General features: G+C 56.5%; 11 protein-coding genes. 8 read left to right on the plus strand and 3 right to left on the minus strand.

Features of this window, described 5'->3' with window-relative positions; translation table 11 throughout:
* Positions 1-169: 169 nt before the first annotated feature.
* The 6 genes from QOL81_RS05025 (at position 170) to QOL81_RS05050 (ending at position 11,176) form a co-directional block, all read left to right on the plus strand.
* Positions 170-2,233 carry a CHAT domain-containing protein gene (locus QOL81_RS05025; RefSeq protein WP_169318602.1) on the plus strand — a complete coding sequence of 688 codons (2,064 nt, stop codon included), beginning with the start codon at positions 170-172 and terminating at the stop codon, positions 2,231-2,233.
* Positions 2,230-5,964 carry an NACHT and WD repeat domain-containing protein gene (locus QOL81_RS05030; protein WP_159318224.1) on the plus strand — a complete coding sequence of 1,245 codons (3,735 nt, stop codon included), beginning with the start codon at positions 2,230-2,232 and terminating at the stop codon, positions 5,962-5,964. The genes QOL81_RS05025 and QOL81_RS05030 overlap by 4 nt, the downstream gene beginning before the upstream one ends.
* Positions 5,965-5,980: 16 nt before the next feature.
* The gene (locus QOL81_RS05035) at positions 5,981-7,303 is read left to right on the plus strand and encodes a hypothetical protein (protein WP_169318604.1); all 1,323 of its coding nucleotides are present in this window, start codon (positions 5,981-5,983) and stop codon (positions 7,301-7,303) included.
* Entirely contained in the window at positions 7,300-8,733 is a 1,434-nt protein-coding gene (locus tag QOL81_RS05040) for a C25 family cysteine peptidase (RefSeq protein ID WP_197757116.1), read from the plus strand. Before QOL81_RS05035 ends, QOL81_RS05040 begins: the two co-directional genes overlap by 4 nt.
* Positions 8,734-9,047: 314 nt before the next feature.
* Entirely contained in the window at positions 9,048-10,343 is a 1,296-nt protein-coding gene (locus QOL81_RS05045) for an MFS transporter (protein ID WP_070914559.1), read from the plus strand.
* A 26-nt stretch (positions 10,344-10,369) separates the two neighbouring features.
* Complete coding sequence (locus tag QOL81_RS05050) at positions 10,370-11,176, plus strand: substrate-binding domain-containing protein (RefSeq protein WP_070914558.1); 807 nt, start codon at positions 10,370-10,372, stop codon at positions 11,174-11,176.
* Here the strand turns inward: QOL81_RS05050 and psrA are convergent.
* The 3 genes from psrA to QOL81_RS05065 form a co-directional block, all read right to left on the minus strand.
* The gene (gene psrA, locus QOL81_RS05055; RefSeq protein WP_070914557.1) at positions 11,151-12,050 is read right to left on the minus strand and encodes an L-proline-binding transcription factor PsrA; all 900 of its coding nucleotides are present in this window, start codon (positions 12,048-12,050) and stop codon (positions 11,151-11,153) included. The two genes, QOL81_RS05050 and psrA, sit on opposite strands and share 26 nt — an antisense overlap.
* 91 nt (positions 12,051-12,141) lie before the next feature.
* Positions 12,142-12,507: a diacylglycerol kinase gene (locus tag QOL81_RS05060; RefSeq protein ID WP_072265422.1), complete on the minus strand. Its 366-nt coding sequence runs from the start codon at positions 12,505-12,507 to the stop codon at positions 12,142-12,144.
* Positions 12,508-12,725: 218 nt separating this feature from the next.
* Complete coding sequence (locus tag QOL81_RS05065; protein ID WP_060420308.1) at positions 12,726-13,850, minus strand: DNA-binding protein; 1,125 nt, start codon at positions 13,848-13,850, stop codon at positions 12,726-12,728.
* A 739-nt stretch (positions 13,851-14,589) separates the two neighbouring features.
* Here QOL81_RS05065 and QOL81_RS05070 point away from each other — a divergent pair.
* Together QOL81_RS05070 and QOL81_RS05075 are read left to right on the plus strand one after the other, a co-directional pair.
* On the plus strand, positions 14,590-16,329 hold the full coding sequence (locus tag QOL81_RS05070; protein ID WP_172906261.1) for a fatty acyl-AMP ligase: 1,740 nt from the start codon (positions 14,590-14,592) through the stop codon (positions 16,327-16,329).
* Positions 16,326-17,240 (plus strand): NAD-dependent epimerase/dehydratase family protein, encoded by a 915-nt coding sequence (locus tag QOL81_RS05075; RefSeq protein WP_283439705.1) that lies wholly within the window; start codon positions 16,326-16,328, stop codon positions 17,238-17,240. The genes QOL81_RS05070 and QOL81_RS05075 overlap by 4 nt, the downstream gene beginning before the upstream one ends.
* Positions 17,241-17,247: the final 7 nt, after the last annotated feature.

The following is a 17,247-nucleotide window of genomic DNA, read 5'->3' on the forward strand; positions in this document are numbered from 1 at the left end:
CACGAACTGGCCGGCGACGCTCTGGACACCCTGTATCTCAGCAAAAGATTAAATAAAAAAATCAGTTATCTAAATAACTACGTGCTGAAATACGCTGGATAGACTCCCGCCTCCCTCTCTCGTTTTGGTCGTCAATGCTGTCGACAACGCTACTGTCGGGGGTGCGTTCATGAAAGGCTACGCGGAACTTGAAATCGTGTTTCAACGAAATTCACTCGATGAATTTCAAGCCAGTTTTCGACAGCGCTTTGACGAAAGCGAAAATATTACCCCTTTCATCCCGTTGGCATTAAATATCCACGACCCGACATTTTATTCCGGCAACCCGCAAAGAATGGGCCGATTATTATCGGACTCACTGTTTATGCCACCTGCGCTGCGTGATGCATTCACGTCCGCCCGGGCATTTTCCGGCCATCAACAAAGCCCGCTAAAAATACGCCTACTTATCGATTCAAACGCATCTATATTGCACAGCCTCCCTTGGGAAACGCTGGTTGACCCCTCCGATCCAGCCACGCATCTCTTACGCAGCAATCAGTGCGTTTTTTCACGCTATCTGGCGGCCCGAACTTACCGCCTGCCGATGTTGCGCCCTAAACAAGGTATTAAGGCACTATTGGCCATCGCCAATCCTCAGGACCTGTCGGAAACCTTTCCGTCCATCAACGTTCCTCATGAGCAGGAACTCGCTGAAAATGCCCTGCGTCATGTTCCGTTAGCCACGCTCACGCGGCGCGGAAGCGCGACGCTGCAGGCGATTATCGAAGGCATAAAAGAGGGAGCCGACATTCTCTATCTCATGTGCCACGGCATTGTCGGGCAGCAAGGTGCCGTATTGTGGTTGGAGGATGAGGCCGGGAATGCCGCCAGCGTCACAGGCGAAGATTTCGCCGCGCGTTTGGGCGCGCTGGAAAGAATTCCCAGCTTGGTCGTCCTATGCTCCTGCCAAAGCGCCGGTGCCGGCAATCCCGCACGCGACGCGCTGGTCGCCCTGGGCCCCATGTTGGCCAAAGAGGGCGTGCCGGCGGTACTTGCTATGCAGGGCAAACTGTCGATGTCAGCGGCAACGCAATTTATCCCGGAGTTTTTCAGACAGCTGGCGGAGCATGGTGAAGTCGATCGCGCGACCGCCGGTGCGCGGGCAAAAATCATGGACTCACCGGATTGGTGGATCCCGGTCGTTTTTACCCGGTTGAATAATGCGCGTATTTGGTATCCACCCGGATTCGGTGTTTCCGCCGAAAATAAGGATCCCTGGACGCAGATCGTCAATAACATTGACACTCGCTACAGCACCCCAATCCTCGGCCCGAGCATGAACGAAGCGCTGTTCGGCTCGCGGCGAGAGCTGGCGAGTGAATGGGGGGATATCTACCACTACCCGTTAGGTGGGCACGACGTGGCGGGTCTGCCGCAGATTGCGCAATATCTTGCCGTGACGCGGCAAGACGACTACCCCTGTCAGGAATTTTACAAGTACGTCTATGAGCGAATTCTTGAGAAATATCCTGACGATGTGCCGGACCGGTTAAAAGGTTTAGATCAAATGGAGATCTACACATCACTAGGAGAGCTGGTTTCAGTGGTGGGGCAAAAAATCCGCGCCCGCACCCCTCTTGATCCGTTGCGGATCTTGGCCGGCTATAAACTCCCGGTTTATATCACCACCGATCCCAGCGATCTACTGGTCGATGCCCTCAAAGAACAGAACACGACGCCGACAGTGCGCCTGCTGAGGTGGAATATACACGCTGAAATTTGCGATACCGACTATGTCAGCCGAGCCCCTGTCGGCCTGGCGGACAAAGGCACCGAGACCCATCCGATTGTGCTCAAGCTCTTCGGGGATTTATCCACGCCAGAATCGCTGGTATTAACCGAAGATGACTTTTTTGACTACCTGACCAAAGTCTCTTCCGCCCAAGACGCCATTCCCCTTTACGTGCGCGCCAGGCTGAACAGCAGCGCGCTGCTGTTTGTCGGCCTGCAGGCTGAATCCTGGGAGTTTCGGGTACTGTTTCGCAGCCTTTTACTGTTGGAAGGCCATGACCTGCGCAAAAATATCGAACATTTCTCTGTGCAAATTGATCCAAACAGCATTCTTGATCCCGGCAGCGCACGCCGCTATATCGAAAAATACCTGCAGACTAAGGCCCAATGGCGTCTGTACTGGGGAGACGTTACCACCTTTATGGCGGAATTAAATACCCGCACCAGGAAGAAATCATGAACGTTCCTTACGTAGGCCCCAGCCCTTTTAGCGCCGAACAAACGCTCTTCGGCCGCGACGCAGACATTGAACAGCTGCAATGGCGCTTAATCTCGGATCGGATAATCGTGCTGTACTCCCCTTCCGGGGCGGGTAAAACCTCGCTTTTGATGGCCAAGAACGGCCTTTTATCCACACTGACAACGCTGTTCCATGTTTTACCCGTGCTGCGCATCGCACAGGCTTATGATACCGATCCGGTCAACTCCCTCTTGCAGCGCCTGGACCAAGATAGTTTTGGCCCTCTTCGTCCCGATGATACGCTCCTTACCTACTTCAACCGTATCCCTCTGCCTGAATCTGATCCGCCGAAGCGCCTGCTGTTGGTGCTCGATCAATTTGAGGAAGTGTTAACCGGTAATGTCCCCTCTGAGAAACAAAAAGCCTTTTTCCAACAGTTGAAAGAACTGCTGTCAAACGATGACAGAACCATCTGGCTCATCATCAGCATGCGAGAAGAATACTTCTCCTGGCTTGATGATTTCCGCGATGACATTCCGACCCGCCTTAACAATACCTACCGTTTAAACCTGTTGTCGGTTGAGCAAGCCGTCGCCGCCATCAAGGGACCGGCAGAAGCCATGGGCGTCGCTTTTCCAGAGCAAGACGGAACAGATGCGGCGCAGGTGCTGGTCAGCGAATTGATTAAAGCGCCGGAAGGCGCACGCCCGAGTAAGACCGTGGAACCGGTACAGCTGCAGGTTGTCTGCACGGATCTGTGGAACACCTTAAGCCAAACCGAGCGGCAGGTCTGTGAGGTTCGCGTCGCCGACGTGACGGGATATAACCCGGACAATGCCTTACTGGATTACTGCACCAATACGCTCAATCTGGCGGCGCAAGACCCGCATCGCCGCAGAACGCTGGGAGATTGGATAGACCGGTATCTGCTGACGTTAAGTGGGCGCCGCTCCGCCGTGATTTTCAGCCCGCAAAGCACAGACGGGCCATCACTTCAGGAAATTCAAAAGCTCGAGGAGCACCATCTCATCCGTCGCCAAAGCCGTGAAGACGGCATGTGGTATGAATTGGCGCACGATCGTTTAGCCAGTCCCGTACGCCGCAGCATAGAAGAGTGGCGCAACAACAATCTGAAAGAATGGCAAAAACAGGCACATATATGGCATATGGACGGCGAAAAAACAGATTACTTTCGCGCCCTGCCATACCGTACCCAACGAAAAATGAGGCTGGCGGAAAGCGATGCTCCTGATTCAAAAGTCGAGGCGCGATTCCTCGCGGCGTATGCGTCGTATCGCCGCAGGAAACGGCAGCTTTTTTGCGCTTCAAGTTTGGTCATTGCCGTTTTGGCGATAATTATTGGTTTCTTTGTTGACAAAATCGCCGATGAACAACAGAAAACCGAGGCTGAACAACAGAAAACCAAGCTCGGGTTGAATTATATCGCCATTCAAACCGGTATTCTTTCCATTCTCAACGATCACCCCATTCCAAGTTTGGAAGCCTTAGCCACCGCGGCCGGCGCGCAGTTACGGTTACCAGCCAACTCAGGCAATCTGCCAACGTTCAAGTTTCAAACGTTTCTCGGCGACTATCTCGGCCGCTATAGGCAACTTGAGCGCATTGATACACTCGGCGATGGCAAAACCACCGTAGTGCGAATCCGCGAGAACGAATGCGTTAGCGCCAAGATCGGCAGTGGCCGTTACTCGATAAAGAGCTGTGGAGAAAATAGCGAACTAATCCCCCTCAGAGAGATACAGCAAGCGCATCCCAAAGGCATTGCGGCATTAGCATTCGTTACGCCCCAACTCTTGGCGATCGGTGATATCAACGGAACGATCCGCATCTGGGATCTGACAACAAAAAAAACCGTGGGAGCTCCGCTGAATCAACCCGTGAGTGACAAGGGTAAACCTGTAAGCAGCAAGGTACGCACCATCACAGCCACCGACAACTGGCTTTTTGCCGGATATCAAGACGGTACGCTGGCCACCTGGAAAATATCCGAGGCCAAGTTTGAATTATTGTCACAACCCACCAAGAAGAAAACCAACGCCGTAATGGCGATCGCCGCCACAACCCCCAAGAACGCTCTCGATAAGGTCGCCATCGCCACCAGCATGACAGTCAAATGGCAGACGTTTAGTCAAGGTAAACCGCAACAGTCCGTCCCATTGGCGGCCATCGAGCCAGAGACCGAGTACAGCAAAACTTTTTACAGTATCGACATCAGCCCCGATGGACGATTTATCGCAGCCGGCAGCAGGGATGGCTACATTTATATCTGGGACACTTCACACCTTTCTCCGACCAAGAATAACGTCGAAAAGGATGTTTCGCCGCGAGCCGACGCCCCCTTGCAAAAATCGTCGTTCTCTTACTCGCCTACAATTATCAACGCGCATCAGCAAACCGTCGCACAACTCAAGTATCTGCAAAATGGAGACCTCTTGTCGTTAAGCTGGGATGGAAGCCTCAAATTGTGGCCATTTTCGAACAATAATGCCGCCGCTCCCGCCAACCGCACCCTTTTGCAATTTCCGCGGCAGTTGGTCAGCGTCGCGACCGAGCCTGATGAGCAAAACGCCTATGTCACCAGTGAAGCCGGCGACATACTCAGAGTCAATTTGCGCGTTGACAGGCATCCGTTCGGGCAATTTTTGCTGAGCTCCCGCGCGCCTGCACTGTTTGTCGACGGTACAGAAAACCGTCAAATATTCACCGTGCAGGCTACGGGGCTGACGCAATATCGGTTGGACGCCAATACCGGCCAACCAACGCGCCTTCGGCAGTTGCCGGTATCGGACGTCGTCGCTCTCGCCTGGTCACCCTCCACCGTGACGCTCTTTGCCGCACAACAACAAGGCGTTACGGTGTTTCGCAATATATTGACCTCACCCTCCAATGGCGAGCCGCTGGCGTGCCTGCGGCAACCGCCAGGCCGCCGCATCGTCGCCATTCGCGTTAATGACGCAGGCTCCCTGCTGGCGATCACCCTCGTCGGCAAGAACGGACGAAAGCCCGCCAACAAACTGTATCGCCTCACCGCATCAGCCGCCTATGGATTCACGTGCCAAGAAATTAAAACCCCGAGCGGCATCGCTTTTCCCTTGCCTTGGTTCAGACCCGACAGTGAAGAGATCATCACCGTAAGTGACAAGAATAAAATCGTCTCATGGGTATTCAACCCGAAGTCGCGTGATACGCTTGAGTTCGTCCCCAGTCGTACCATTCTGGCTCAAAACGCGCTTTCCGATACTCTCGGACCGATCGAAACTCTGGCGTTCGACGCTTCAGGCAGCACCCTGCTGCTGAGCAACTTTTCAGGCAAGATATATTCCACAACAATGAGTGGGGAGGACTGGTCGTTCACACAGAAGAAAAACGATTCGTTTTTTATCCCCCATCTCTTGGCTGCCAGTGGTAACGACATCGTCGCCATGGCGGACAACAAGGGGCAGTTGTCCTTGATCTTCGCAGGTTCAGCCATGCGCATCGTTCAAGATTTCCACATTACGCCACTCACTGCCCTCGCCATTTCCCAAGACGGAAAATGGCTGGTTTCTTCATCAAGCGCCGGGACAGCCATTTGGGATCTGCGCATGGAAAGTTGGGTAAAACAGGCCTGCAAATTGGCCAATCGCCAGAACTTCGATCGTGAAGAAATCAACAAATACTTCCACTACGCGTCCATTAACGCCCCCTGCCCCGACAATCAACCGAAATGACTTTTTAGGAGGTTGTATGCCATACCGCACGATCCCGACAACGGACACCCGCTATTTCATGATTGTCACTGATAAAAACGGCGCGGAGCAAGATAACGATCCCGATGCGCCTAACGGCAAACTGAGCGAGTTGATGCTGTCATCCCTGGTGGAGAACGACATTACCGACGTGTTCATTCGCTGCCACGGCTGGCATCAGGATAAGGCCAAAGCCTTCGCTCAATTTGACAGTTGGATCGGCGCTTTTGCCTCGCTGGATGAAGATCGCCGGCATATGCAGCAACAAATCCCCTCGTTTCAAGAAATGCACATTGGCTTTCACTGGCCCAGCCTGGCATGGGGGGATGAAAAAGAGGCCTCAGACATCAGTTTCTCCCCCGCTAAGGGGCAGACATTGAGCAAGAGGGTCGACAGCCATACCGAGGAGCTCGGCGGCACACCGGAAGTCCGGGCAGCGTTGTATAAAATCTTTGATGAAATACGCACAGACTCCGCGTCAATGACATTATCCGACACATTGCGTGCGGCCTATTTAGAGCTCAATGCCGCACTGGATTTGGGTGCCAACGGCGCACCGGGTGAAGGCTCCGCCGATCGTCTGCCTTTCGATCCCGATCAAACCGTGGCTGAAGCCGTCAATAATGTGGCCTTCGGTAATGATGTCGGCGACAACCCGTTACTGGCGCCTCTGCGGCAATTAACCTTTTGGACGATGAAGAAAAGAGCCAAAGACGTCGGCGAAAGAGGGCTGCATCCTCTGCTGCGCGCTATGCAGCAAGCCTCACCCGCCGTACGCATCCACCTGATGGGACACAGTTTCGGTTGCATTGTCGCCAGCGCGGCCATTGCGGGCCCCGCAGGCGCTGCGCCGTTGCCATTCCCGATAAACTCTTGCGTATTGGTCCAAGGCGCCATGTCGATCTGGTCCTTTACCTCATCACTCCCTACATCACATGAAACGGCCGGATTCTTCAATAACATCCTGGTGGAAAAGAAAATCAGCGGTCCTTTAGTGGCTACGCGCTCTGACAGCGACATGGCCGTCGGCAAACTTTATCCCTGGGCTGCAGGGGTGGCAGGCCAGGTCGCCTATATGTTTCCCCCGCTCTATGCCGCAATTGGCGCGTTGGGCATTTGTGGCATACCCACCGTTCACAATATTACCCTCTTGTCAGGTGCCGGCGCCTATGCCTTCGTTCCGGCTCACATTTATAACGTGAACAGCAGCAATTTTATTTGCCATGGCGACGGCATCTCCGGCTCGCACAGCGATATTGCCGGCCCCGAAGTGGCTCATCTGCTCTGGCAAGCGGCGCTCAAAACGGCGGACGCATCATGATTGACGAAGAACAGATGCCGCTACTGGCTTTCGGCATTCACGCTGATACGGGGTTGCCATTGGAAACCGGGGGCATGGGCCAGCACGAGCAGCATCAGTCTGCAGCTGAATCACTGCTCGGACAAACCGTCGGCGCGGCATTTCCCAACAGAGCGCATTTGGGGTTGCAATTCGGTTTCGATGCCGACCAACTGTCCGAAAGTGGCTGGGGGCTCATCTTCGCCGCGAATAGGGACTCTGCACCTCATTTGGCCGCGCTGGCCCCCCTGATTGAATTGCGACGGCGGCAGGCCGGCGGCACACTCCGCATCTTCGCCGGTCCGGACGGTTACCGACAGGGTGAAAGCGCCAGCGGCTGGCTTAATCGCCATGGTTCCTCATTAGACATGATTAACCCCGATCTCGGCATGCCTTATTATCTTGTCCTGATCGGTTCGCCAGAGGCCATTCCGTTTGAATTTCAATATGCGCTGGATCTCGTCGCCGGGGTTGGGCGATTGGATTTCCCCACGCTTGAAGAATTTACCGCCTATGCAGACAGCGTCGTGGCCCATGAAACAGATGCCACTCGCAAAACAGCTCGGCGTATCGAACTGTTCGCGACCCGCCATGATTTCGATCGCGCCACCCAGTTGTTCATCAAGCATGTCGCCACCCCCTTTGGCACTGGCACAGGTTCACTCGGGCCGTTGGGGGAAAAATATCGCTTTGCGTTAAACAGTTCATTAAGCGAGCAAGCGACCAAAGCCTGCCTGAGCCACCTGCTCAGCGCCCCACATAACCCGCCTTCGCTGCTGATCACGGGCACGCACGGCATGGCCTTTCAGGCCAGCGACCCTCGACTGGCAGAACATCAAGGGGCATTGGTGTGTCAGGATTGGCCCGCTTATGGCGATATCACCCATGAACACTGGTTTGCCGCACAAGATATTCCAGAGCATGCCAACGTTCATGGCATGATCCATTTGTTTTTTGCCTGCTATGGCGCCGGTACACCGGCGTTCGATAACTTTCTCTCTGACGCGGATCGCGTTCGCATTGCGCCGCATGCGATGACGGCCCGCCTGCCGCAAAAACTCATGACGCTTCCTCAGGGGGGCGTTCTGGCTTCTCTGGGGCATATTGATCGGGTGTGGGCATCCAGCTTCCTTTCTGAAATCGGTATGGCGCAGCCCCAACGATTTCGAGACGTCATCCATCGCTTGCTTGCCGGCCAACGCGTCGGTATGGCCACCGACGCGTTCAACGGGCAGTGGGGGGTGCTAAGCACCAGGCTGTTGGAAAAACTGAATAACAAACTGAATGGACAAACCGTCCCCGCCGCTGAATTGCTGACATTGCAAATCGCGCGCGATGATATTCGTAATTATGTCGTATTGGGCGATCCCGCGGTTAGGTTGAAGCCAGAGCAGGATCATGTGAGCGGGTAAGTATCGCCGTACCCAGCCGGCACAACCCTCTGGCCCAGAAACCGTTACTGCCTGGTCACTGCCTTCTTTCCCCGCCGCCCCTTTATGAACCCTGTCACAAAAAGCGCATAACGTTTTCGGCGTTCTACGCCGCGGGCGATGAGCGACAAACTTGTTAACGCCACGTTACATCGGGTTAGGCAGTATTGTTAACGCCGATTGATGCGCCAAACGCATAGCGCCATGCGTTTATTGCGCTTATTTAGTTTATTTTCCTGAGCGAGTCTTCAGCAACAGGCGTGGCGTCAAGCGCCAATAGCAAACTGGAGATAAAGATGCATTCCTCTACCTCACCCATGACCACCCGGACCCGAGCCGGCGCGATCCTGCGCGTCACCTCCGGCAACTTTTTAGAGCAGTTCGATTTTTTCCTGTTCGGCTTTTACGCCACCTACATCGCACACACCTTTTTCCCGGCCAGCAGCGAGTTCGCCTCGCTGATGATGACCTTCGCGGTATTCGGCGCAGGTTTTCTGATGCGCCCGATCGGCGCCATCGTGCTGGGCGCTTACATCGATAAAGTCGGCCGCCGCAAAGGGTTGATCGTGACCCTGTCGATCATGGCCGCGGGCACCTTCCTGATCGTGCTGATCCCCTCTTACCAAAGCATCGGGCTTTGGGCGCCGCTGCTGGTGCTGTGCGGGCGTCTGTTGCAAGGCTTCTCGGCGGGCGCGGAGCTGGGCGGCGTGTCCGTCTATCTGGCTGAAATCGCCACGCCGGGCCGTAAAGGCTTCTACACCAGCTGGCAGTCCGGCAGCCAGCAGGTGGCTATCATGGTGGCGGCGGCCATGGGCTTCGCGCTCAATGCGGCGCTGGAAGAAAGCGCCATTCGCGAATGGGGCTGGCGCCTGCCTTTCCTGTTCGGCTGCCTGATCGTTCCCTTCATCTTCTTCCTGCGCCGCAAGCTGGAAGAGACGCAGGAATTTACCGCTCGCCGTCACCACCTGGCGATGCGCGACGTGTTTAAAACCCTGCTGAAAAACTGGCCGGTGGTGATCGCCGGCATGCTGATGGTCGCCATGACCACCACCGCGTTTTACCTGATCACCGTCTATGCGCCGACCTTCGGCAAAAAGGTGCTGCTGCTCAGCGCTTCCGACAGCTTGCTGGTCACCCTGTTGGTGGCGATCTCCAACTTCATCTGGCTGCCCATCGGCGGTGCGCTGTCGGATCGCTTCGGCCGCAAACCGGTGCTGGTCGCCATGACGCTGCTGACGCTGGCCACCGCCTACCCGGCGCTCAGCCTGCTCGCCGCCGCCCCCAGCTTCAGCATGATGCTGGCCGTGCTGCTGTGGCTGTCCTTCATTTACGGCCTCTACAACGGCGCCATGATCCCGGCCTTGACGGAGATCATGCCAACGGAAGTGCGGGTGGCCGGGTTCTCGCTGGCCTACAGCCTGGCGACGGCGGTATTCGGCGGCTTTACGCCGGTAGTCTCCACCGCGTTGATCGAATACACCGGCGACAAGGCTTCACCGGGCTACTGGATGAGCTTCGCCGCGCTGTGCGCCCTGCTGGCGACGCTGTATATGTATCGCCGCATCGCCATGCCGCTGCAAACCGCGCGCTAAGCCGCCATCTCAAAAGGAATGATGCCATGCAAAAACTCACTCGTTCGATCATCACCCTGCTCATGTGCGCCTCCTGCAGTACGGCGGCGCTGGCCAAAGACGTGACCGTCATGATCTCTGGCGGCTTCAAAGCCGCGCTGGAGAAGCTGGCCCCGGAGTATGAAGCCCAAAGCGGCGACAAAATCATTCTGGTGTCCGGCCCCTCGATGGGCAAAACGCCGCAGGCGATCCCCGCGCGGCTGGCGCGCGGAGAGCAAGCCGATGTGGTGATCATGGTGGGTGACGCGCTCACCCAACTGGAAAAAGAGCGCTGGACCCAGCCGGGTTCGCGCGTGGAGCTGGCCGATTCGCCGATCGGCATGGTGGTCAAACAGGGCGCGTCCAAGCCGGTGATAAAAACGGATGCCGACCTGCGCAATGTCTTGCTGCAGGCGAACTCTTTCGCCTATTCCGACAGCGCCAGCGGCCGCTATGTCAGCGGCCAACTGTTCAAAAAGCTGGGCATCGAGGAACAGGTGAAAGGGAAAGCGCATAAGATTGAGCGCATTCCGGTGGCCTCTGAAGTGGCGCAGGGGAAATACGCGCTGGGCTTCCAGCAGGTCAGCGAATTGCTGCCCGTGGCGGGCGTGACCTTTATCGGCGAGCTGCCTGAAAACGTGCAGTACATCACCCGCTTCGCCGGCGCGGTAACTGCCAAGGCGGAGCACCGTCGCGAAGGCAAAGCGCTGCTGGACTTCCTTGCCTCCTCTCAGGCGCAGCCGACCATTCGCGCGACCGGCATGCGAACCGTGCCGGCACCGCAGCCGGTCAGGCAGAGTGATACTGTTCAGTAATCAGCTTTTCCAGCTCGGCGGCGACGAAAGACTGCATGCGGCCACCGCGTCTGATGAGGCCTACGGTGCGTTTCACCACCGGATCGACCAGCGGCACCGACGTCAACACCGAGTGCTCTGAAGCGGGCATCGACATGGCGGGCACGGCGGCAATGCCGATGCCCGCCTCAACCATGCCCAGCATGGTCGTCACATGGCGAGTTTCGCACACGCTGGGGCGCTCCGGCATGAGGTGTTCCAGGCGCTGATCGAGCAGATTGCGATTGCCGGAGGTTTTATCCAGCGACACGTAGTCCTGCTGATAAAACTCCCGCCAGGTGAGGCTCTTTTTAGCGGCGAGCGGATGGTCGCGCCGGCAGGCGGCCACGTAAACGTCCCCCACCAACGGCACAAATTCAAGATTAGGCTGCAGGCGCCCGGCAAAGCAGATGCCGAAATCGGCCTGGCCGCCGGTGACCGCCTCGATGACATTGCCTGCGCTGCCGTCGATCAGCTTAACGCGCACGCGCGGATAGCGAAGCCGGAAGCGGCGTATCACGTCGGGCATGAAATAGTAGGCCGCCGACGGCACCGTGGCGACGGTGACCAGCCCGGTACGCTCCTGGCTGACCTTATCGATATCGGCCAACACCGCTTCGACATTCATCAGCAGCTGATCCGAACGCTCGGCAAAAGCCTGCCCGTACAGCGTCAAAGTCACGCGCCGGGTGGTGCGATCGAACAGTTTGCTGCCCAGCGCGTTTTCCAGCTTCTCAATCCTGCGGCTCAGCGCCGACTGCGACAGGCAGATGGACTCTGCGGCCAGCCGAAAATTGCCGTACTCCACCAGCGCGCGAAACGCATAAAGATCGTTGAGATCAAAATTCACGGGCATAACGGCCTACTCTCCTTGCTGAACGCAAAACAACGATGATAACCGCTTATATCGCCACGGCAACCGCCTGGTGGTTGAACCACCCAAGCCCCTATCGCCCCAGCAGCACCGTTGCCCAAACCACGATGGTCAGCACCACCGCCACCAGCTGCGCTGCGCCGCCCAAATCTTTGGCGCGTTTGGATAACGGATGTAATTCCAGCGAAATGCGATCGACCACGGTTTCAATCGCCGTATTCAGCAGCTCCACCACCAATAGCAGGAAACTGCAGATAATTAATAACAGCCGCTCCATTTTTGTAATATCTAAACCAAATGTAACAACCAGTAAAATGGCGTTAATAACCAATAATTGGCGGAACGCATCTTCGGTAAGCACCGCGTCAATAACCCCGGCCCATGAGTTCCTTATGCTGTAGGTTAATCGGCTTATTCCCTTTTTCTTATTTCCAGGCATAGCATTTGCTCTCATCAACACGACGACAACGTCCGCAAATAAATCACGCGCCGTGAATTTATCTCGGGTTTATTAATTAAAGACCTTAACCGTTTGCCCTCAGGAGAGGATTCATTCGCTCACGCGATGCCCGCACAACAGTGAAACGACCAGCGCGAGAAATGCCCTGGCGGGCTTATTATCCTGAGGACGTTAAAAGACGAAACGTTATCAGCCGGTTAAAGCGTTTTCTCGTACAAGCGGTAGCGCTTATAGGGAACCGCGCCGATGCGTTCTAAAATCGTCCGCATGCCGGTATTGGTTTCCAGGATCCAAGACATTTCCAATGCGTCGATATTGCGCTTGGCGAAAGGCTCGCGCAGCGCCTCAATCAGCAACAGCGCAATAATCGGCCCGATGCGGCTGAATTGATATTCCTGACGCACGCCCATCAACGGCACGCGCGCGGTGCGCACGCCGCTGACCTTCAGCCGCCACAATAACTTCGCCCAGCCGAACGGCAATAACCGCCCCTGCAGATCGGCAATCGCTTCGTTAATGTTCGGCAAGCCGACGATAAAGGCGCAGGGGGCACCATCCACCTCGGCGATATGGATCATATCGTCGGGCACCAGGAACTTCAGCTGATCCCCCATGGTGGCGAACTCGTGCTCGGTGAACGGGACAAACCCCCAGTTATGTTGCCACCCGGAGTTGAACACCTCGCGCAGCACCTGCATCTCCTCGCGAAAGCGCTTGCGGTTGAGGCGGCGAACGGTCACCTTTTTGCGCACCTGGTCCATCATCCGGGTTAACGACGGCGAAAAGTGCAGATCGGTTCTTTTCATCCAATAGGCAAGCAAATCAATCCCTTCGCTGTAGCCCTGCTGCGCTATCTGGGGTGCGTAATAAGGCTTGGCGTGCGTCATCAGCGCCGAGGGCGGAGTGTCGAACCCCTCGACCAGCAGGCCGCTTTCCTGATTGATATTGAGGCTGAACGGCCCGGTGATTTTGCGCGCGCCTTTCGACCTCAACCACTCCTCCGCCACCGTGAACAACGCGCTGAATACGGCGGGATCGTCAACGGCGTCGATCATGCCGAAGTGGCCGGTATCCTCGCCATGCAGCTCGCGGTGCAGGGAATCAATTTGTGCGGTGATGCGCCCAACGACCTTCCCCTGCTTTTTGGCCACCCACGCCTGCCATTCGATATGGTCGGTGCCGGGATTCTTCTTTGACAGATGCTCTTCGCGCTCTAAATACAGCGGCTCAATCCAGTTTGGATCATCGCGAAACAGTAACGAGGGGAAAGCAATAAATTCTTTAAGCTCGCGTTTATCCAGAACTTTCTCAATGCGGATCATAAATAGCCTTACGTTTTAATAAAATAATTAAATAAGCGCGCGACAACGCCTTTAGCATTTTTTATGCTGTTCTCATTTATTGGATTGTGTATTGCCTCCGGTTCAACGATAAGAAAAACCGAATATTACCCCCGGTGAATCAGCGTACTCATTGCCCGATATTCACCCTGAGGTTTCCATGATTGTTCGAAAAAAGGGAAACAAAAAGCGGCGCCGACATGCTACGCTAATGATGCTCTTTTATTATTTCGTGCTGTATGGGCAAAAGAAATCTGCCGCATTTAGTGTACCGACTTTAATCAGGAGCGGGATCGCCATTTTTACCACTTAATGCTCTTTTTAAGATTCAGCTTAAATGAGCCATTCACTTTTTGATTTCTTGCGGCATACTGTTTAGGAAGTGTTTAAGTTCTAAGATAGCCATGCACGAGGTCAAAACCTATGAGTCGACAGTTATTTTCTGCCCGACACATTCAGGCTAAAGAACGGCGAAACCCGGAGCTTACAATAGCCCCCTGTATATCGCCAGGGTGCCGTACAAGGCTGATAAAACGGGCAGCTCACACTCTGCCCGGGTAATAACCGGCGTACCGTTCAAGCACGGTAATATACGCTGTTCGCGGAATGAAGATGGTTGAATAACAAACTTATTCAAAACCTATTCATAGTAAAATATCAATTACCTCGCCAAGAGTCTTTTATCTCTTTTGGTGATTTTTAATCTATGGCTAGTTTGTCTATGTCTGAAACAAGTTCCGTTCATTCTCTTCCCATGCGCTATGCGGACTTCCCCACTTTAGTGGACGCGTTGGATTACGCGGCGCTGGGCAATACGGGAATGAATTTTTACGATCGGCGCAATCAACTCGTGACCGTTCTCGAATACCGCACGCTGCAGCAAAAAGCGATCTCGGGCGCGCGGCGTTTATTGTCGCTGAAACTCAAGAAAGGCGATCGCGTGGCGCTGATCGCCGAAACCAGCGCGGGATTCGTCGAAGCCTTTTTCGCCTGCCAATATGCCGGCCTGGTGGCGGTGCCGCTGGCGATCCCGATGGGCGTCGGCCAACGCGACTCCTACACCGCCAAGCTGAAGGGGCTGATCGCCAGCTGTAACCCCGCGGCAATCATCAGCAGCGAAGAGTGGACGCCGCTGATCGCCTCGGCCACGGAAAAGGCGCCGTCGCTGCACATCCTCAGCGACGAGGATTTTAACGCCTTGCCGGAGCCGGAAATCGCGTTGCCCGCACCTTCGCCCGACGACATCGCCTATCTCCAATACACCTCGGGCAGCACCCGCTTTCCGCGCGGCGTGATCATTACCCAGCGGGCGGCCATGGCGAACCTGAACGCGATCAGCCGCGACGGGATCAAGCTGCGCGCGGGCGACCGCTGCGTCTCCTGGCTGCCCTTCTATCACGATATGGGCCTGGTCGGTTTCCTGCTGACCCCGGTGGCGACCCAGCTGTCCGTCGATTACCTGCGCACGCAAGATTTCGCCATGCGCCCGATGCAGTGGCTGAAACTGATCGCCAAGAATCGCGGCACGGTGTCCGTCGCCCCGCCGTTCGGCTACGACCTGTGCCTGCGCCGCAGCAACGCCAAAGAGCTGGCCGATCTGGATCTCTCCAGCTGGCGGGTCGCGGGTGTAGGCGCTGAGCCGATCCCGGCCGAGCTGCTCGGCCAGTTCGGCGAACACTTCAGCAGCATCAACTTCGACAGCAAAGCCTTCATGCCGTGCTACGGCCTGGCCGAGAACACCCTGGCGGTGAGCTTTTCCGACCCTTGCTCCGGCCCGCAAACCAACGCGGTTGACCGCGATATTTTGGAGTACGAGGGTAAGGCGGTCGCGCCCGGCAAGAAGACCCGCGCCGTCTCGACCTTCGTCAACTGCGGCCGAGCACTGCCCGGCCACCGCATCGAGATCCGCAGCGAAACCGGGCAGCCGCTGCCGGAACGCCAGGTCGGCCATATCACGATTTCCGGCCCCAGCCTGATGAACGGCTATTTCTGCGACGACGAATCCCAGCAACAGATCCAGGTAACCGGCTGGATGGACACCGGCGATCTGGGCTATCTGCTGGACGGCTATCTGTACGTCACCGGCCGTAAGAAGGATCTGATCATCATTCGCGGCCGCAATATCTGGCCGCAGGATATCGAGTACGTCGCGGAATCTGAACCGGAAATCCGTTCCGGCGATGCGATTGCCTTCGTGACCGAAGAACACGACGAGGCGGCCAGGATCATTTTGCAAATCCAGTGCCGAGTCAGCTCGGAAGAACGCCGGGAGCAAATCGTGCATTCGCTGAGCGCGCGCATTCAAAGCGAGTTCGGCATCGCGGTGGATATCGAGCTGCTGCCACCGCACAGCATTCCCCGCACGTCGTCGGGCAAACCCGCCCGTGCCGAGGCCAAGAAACGCTGGCTGAGCGCCTCGCTCTACCCGCAAATGCCGCAGCTGGCCGGTTTCGCGCAATGAGCGGCACCGTGGCGGTGACGGGCGCGACCGGCTTTATCGGCCGGCACATCGTCCAGGAACTGCTGGCGCAAGGGTTTAGCGTGCGCGCCCTGACGCGGCAAGCCGGAAAAGCCGCCATCGACAACCTGCAGTGGATCCCCGGCGCGCTGGAAGATCGGCCCTCGCTCATCGAGCTGGTGCGCGGCGCGGAGTGCGTCGTGCACTGTGCGGGCCAGGTGCGCGGGCATGCGGAAACGGTGTTCACCCGCTGCAACGTGACCGGCAGCCTGAACCTGATGCAGGCGGCCAAACAGAACGGCCGCTGCCATCGCTTCCTGTTCATGTCGTCGCTGGCGGCCCGCCATCCGGCGCTGTCGTGGTACGCCCATTCAAAACAGGCCGCCGAGCAGCAACTCATCGCCGCCACGGGCGATATCGCGCTGGGGATTTTCCGCCCGACGGCGGTTTACGGGCCCGGCGATAAAGAGCTGAAGCCGCTGTTCAACGGCCTGCTGCGCGGCGTACTGCCCCGGCTGGGCGCGCCTGAGGCAAAGCTCACTTTTCTGCACGTGAGCGATTTGGCCAAGGCGGTCAGCCAATGGGTGCAGGCCGAACCCGCGCAGCCGAATATTTACGAACTGTGCGACGGCGTGGCCGAAGGCTATAACTGGCTGCGCCTGCGGGACATCGGCGCCGCCGTGCGGCACGGGCCGGTGCGTCTGGTGGGCATTCCGCTGCCGCTGCTGAAAACCCTGGCGGATATCAGCGTGGTGTGGAACCGCCTGGTCAAACAGGAACCGATGCTGACGCGCAGCAAAATACGCGAGTTAACCCATCACGACTGGTCCGCCAGCAATCACGCGCTGTCGCAACAGATTAATTGGTTTCCACAGGTGAGTTTGGAGCGCGCGCTGCGTGAAGGGCTGTTTTAATTATTCC

The sequence above is a fragment of the Serratia sp. CC22-02 genome (genome assembly GCF_900182895.1).
Taxonomy (GTDB): domain Bacteria; phylum Pseudomonadota; class Gammaproteobacteria; order Enterobacterales; family Enterobacteriaceae; genus Serratia; species Serratia nevei.

Bases quoted from the DNA above. Each gene is read 5' to 3' on its own strand.
- QOL81_RS05025 (WP_169318602.1), top strand. From the start codon at position 170: ATGAAAGGCTACGCGGAACTTGAAATCGTGTTTCAACGAAATTCACTC.
- QOL81_RS05030 (WP_159318224.1), top strand. From the start codon at position 2,230: ATGAACGTTCCTTACGTAGGCCCCAGCCCTTTTAGCGCCGAACAAACG.
- QOL81_RS05035 (WP_169318604.1), top strand. From the start codon at position 5,981: ATGCCATACCGCACGATCCCGACAACGGACACCCGCTATTTCATGATT.
- QOL81_RS05040 (WP_197757116.1), top strand. From the start codon at position 7,300: ATGATTGACGAAGAACAGATGCCGCTACTGGCTTTCGGCATTCACGCT.
- QOL81_RS05045 (WP_070914559.1), top strand. From the start codon at position 9,048: ATGCATTCCTCTACCTCACCCATGACCACCCGGACCCGAGCCGGCGCG.
- QOL81_RS05050 (WP_070914558.1), top strand. From the start codon at position 10,370: ATGCAAAAACTCACTCGTTCGATCATCACCCTGCTCATGTGCGCCTCC.
- psrA (WP_070914557.1), bottom strand. From the start codon at position 12,050: ATGCCCGTGAATTTTGATCTCAACGATCTTTATGCGTTTCGCGCGCTG.
- QOL81_RS05060 (WP_072265422.1), bottom strand. From the start codon at position 12,507: ATGCCTGGAAATAAGAAAAAGGGAATAAGCCGATTAACCTACAGCATA.
- QOL81_RS05065 (WP_060420308.1), bottom strand. From the start codon at position 13,850: ATGATCCGCATTGAGAAAGTTCTGGATAAACGCGAGCTTAAAGAATTT.
- QOL81_RS05070 (WP_172906261.1), top strand. From the start codon at position 14,590: ATGTCTGAAACAAGTTCCGTTCATTCTCTTCCCATGCGCTATGCGGAC.
- QOL81_RS05075 (WP_283439705.1), top strand. From the start codon at position 16,326: ATGAGCGGCACCGTGGCGGTGACGGGCGCGACCGGCTTTATCGGCCGG.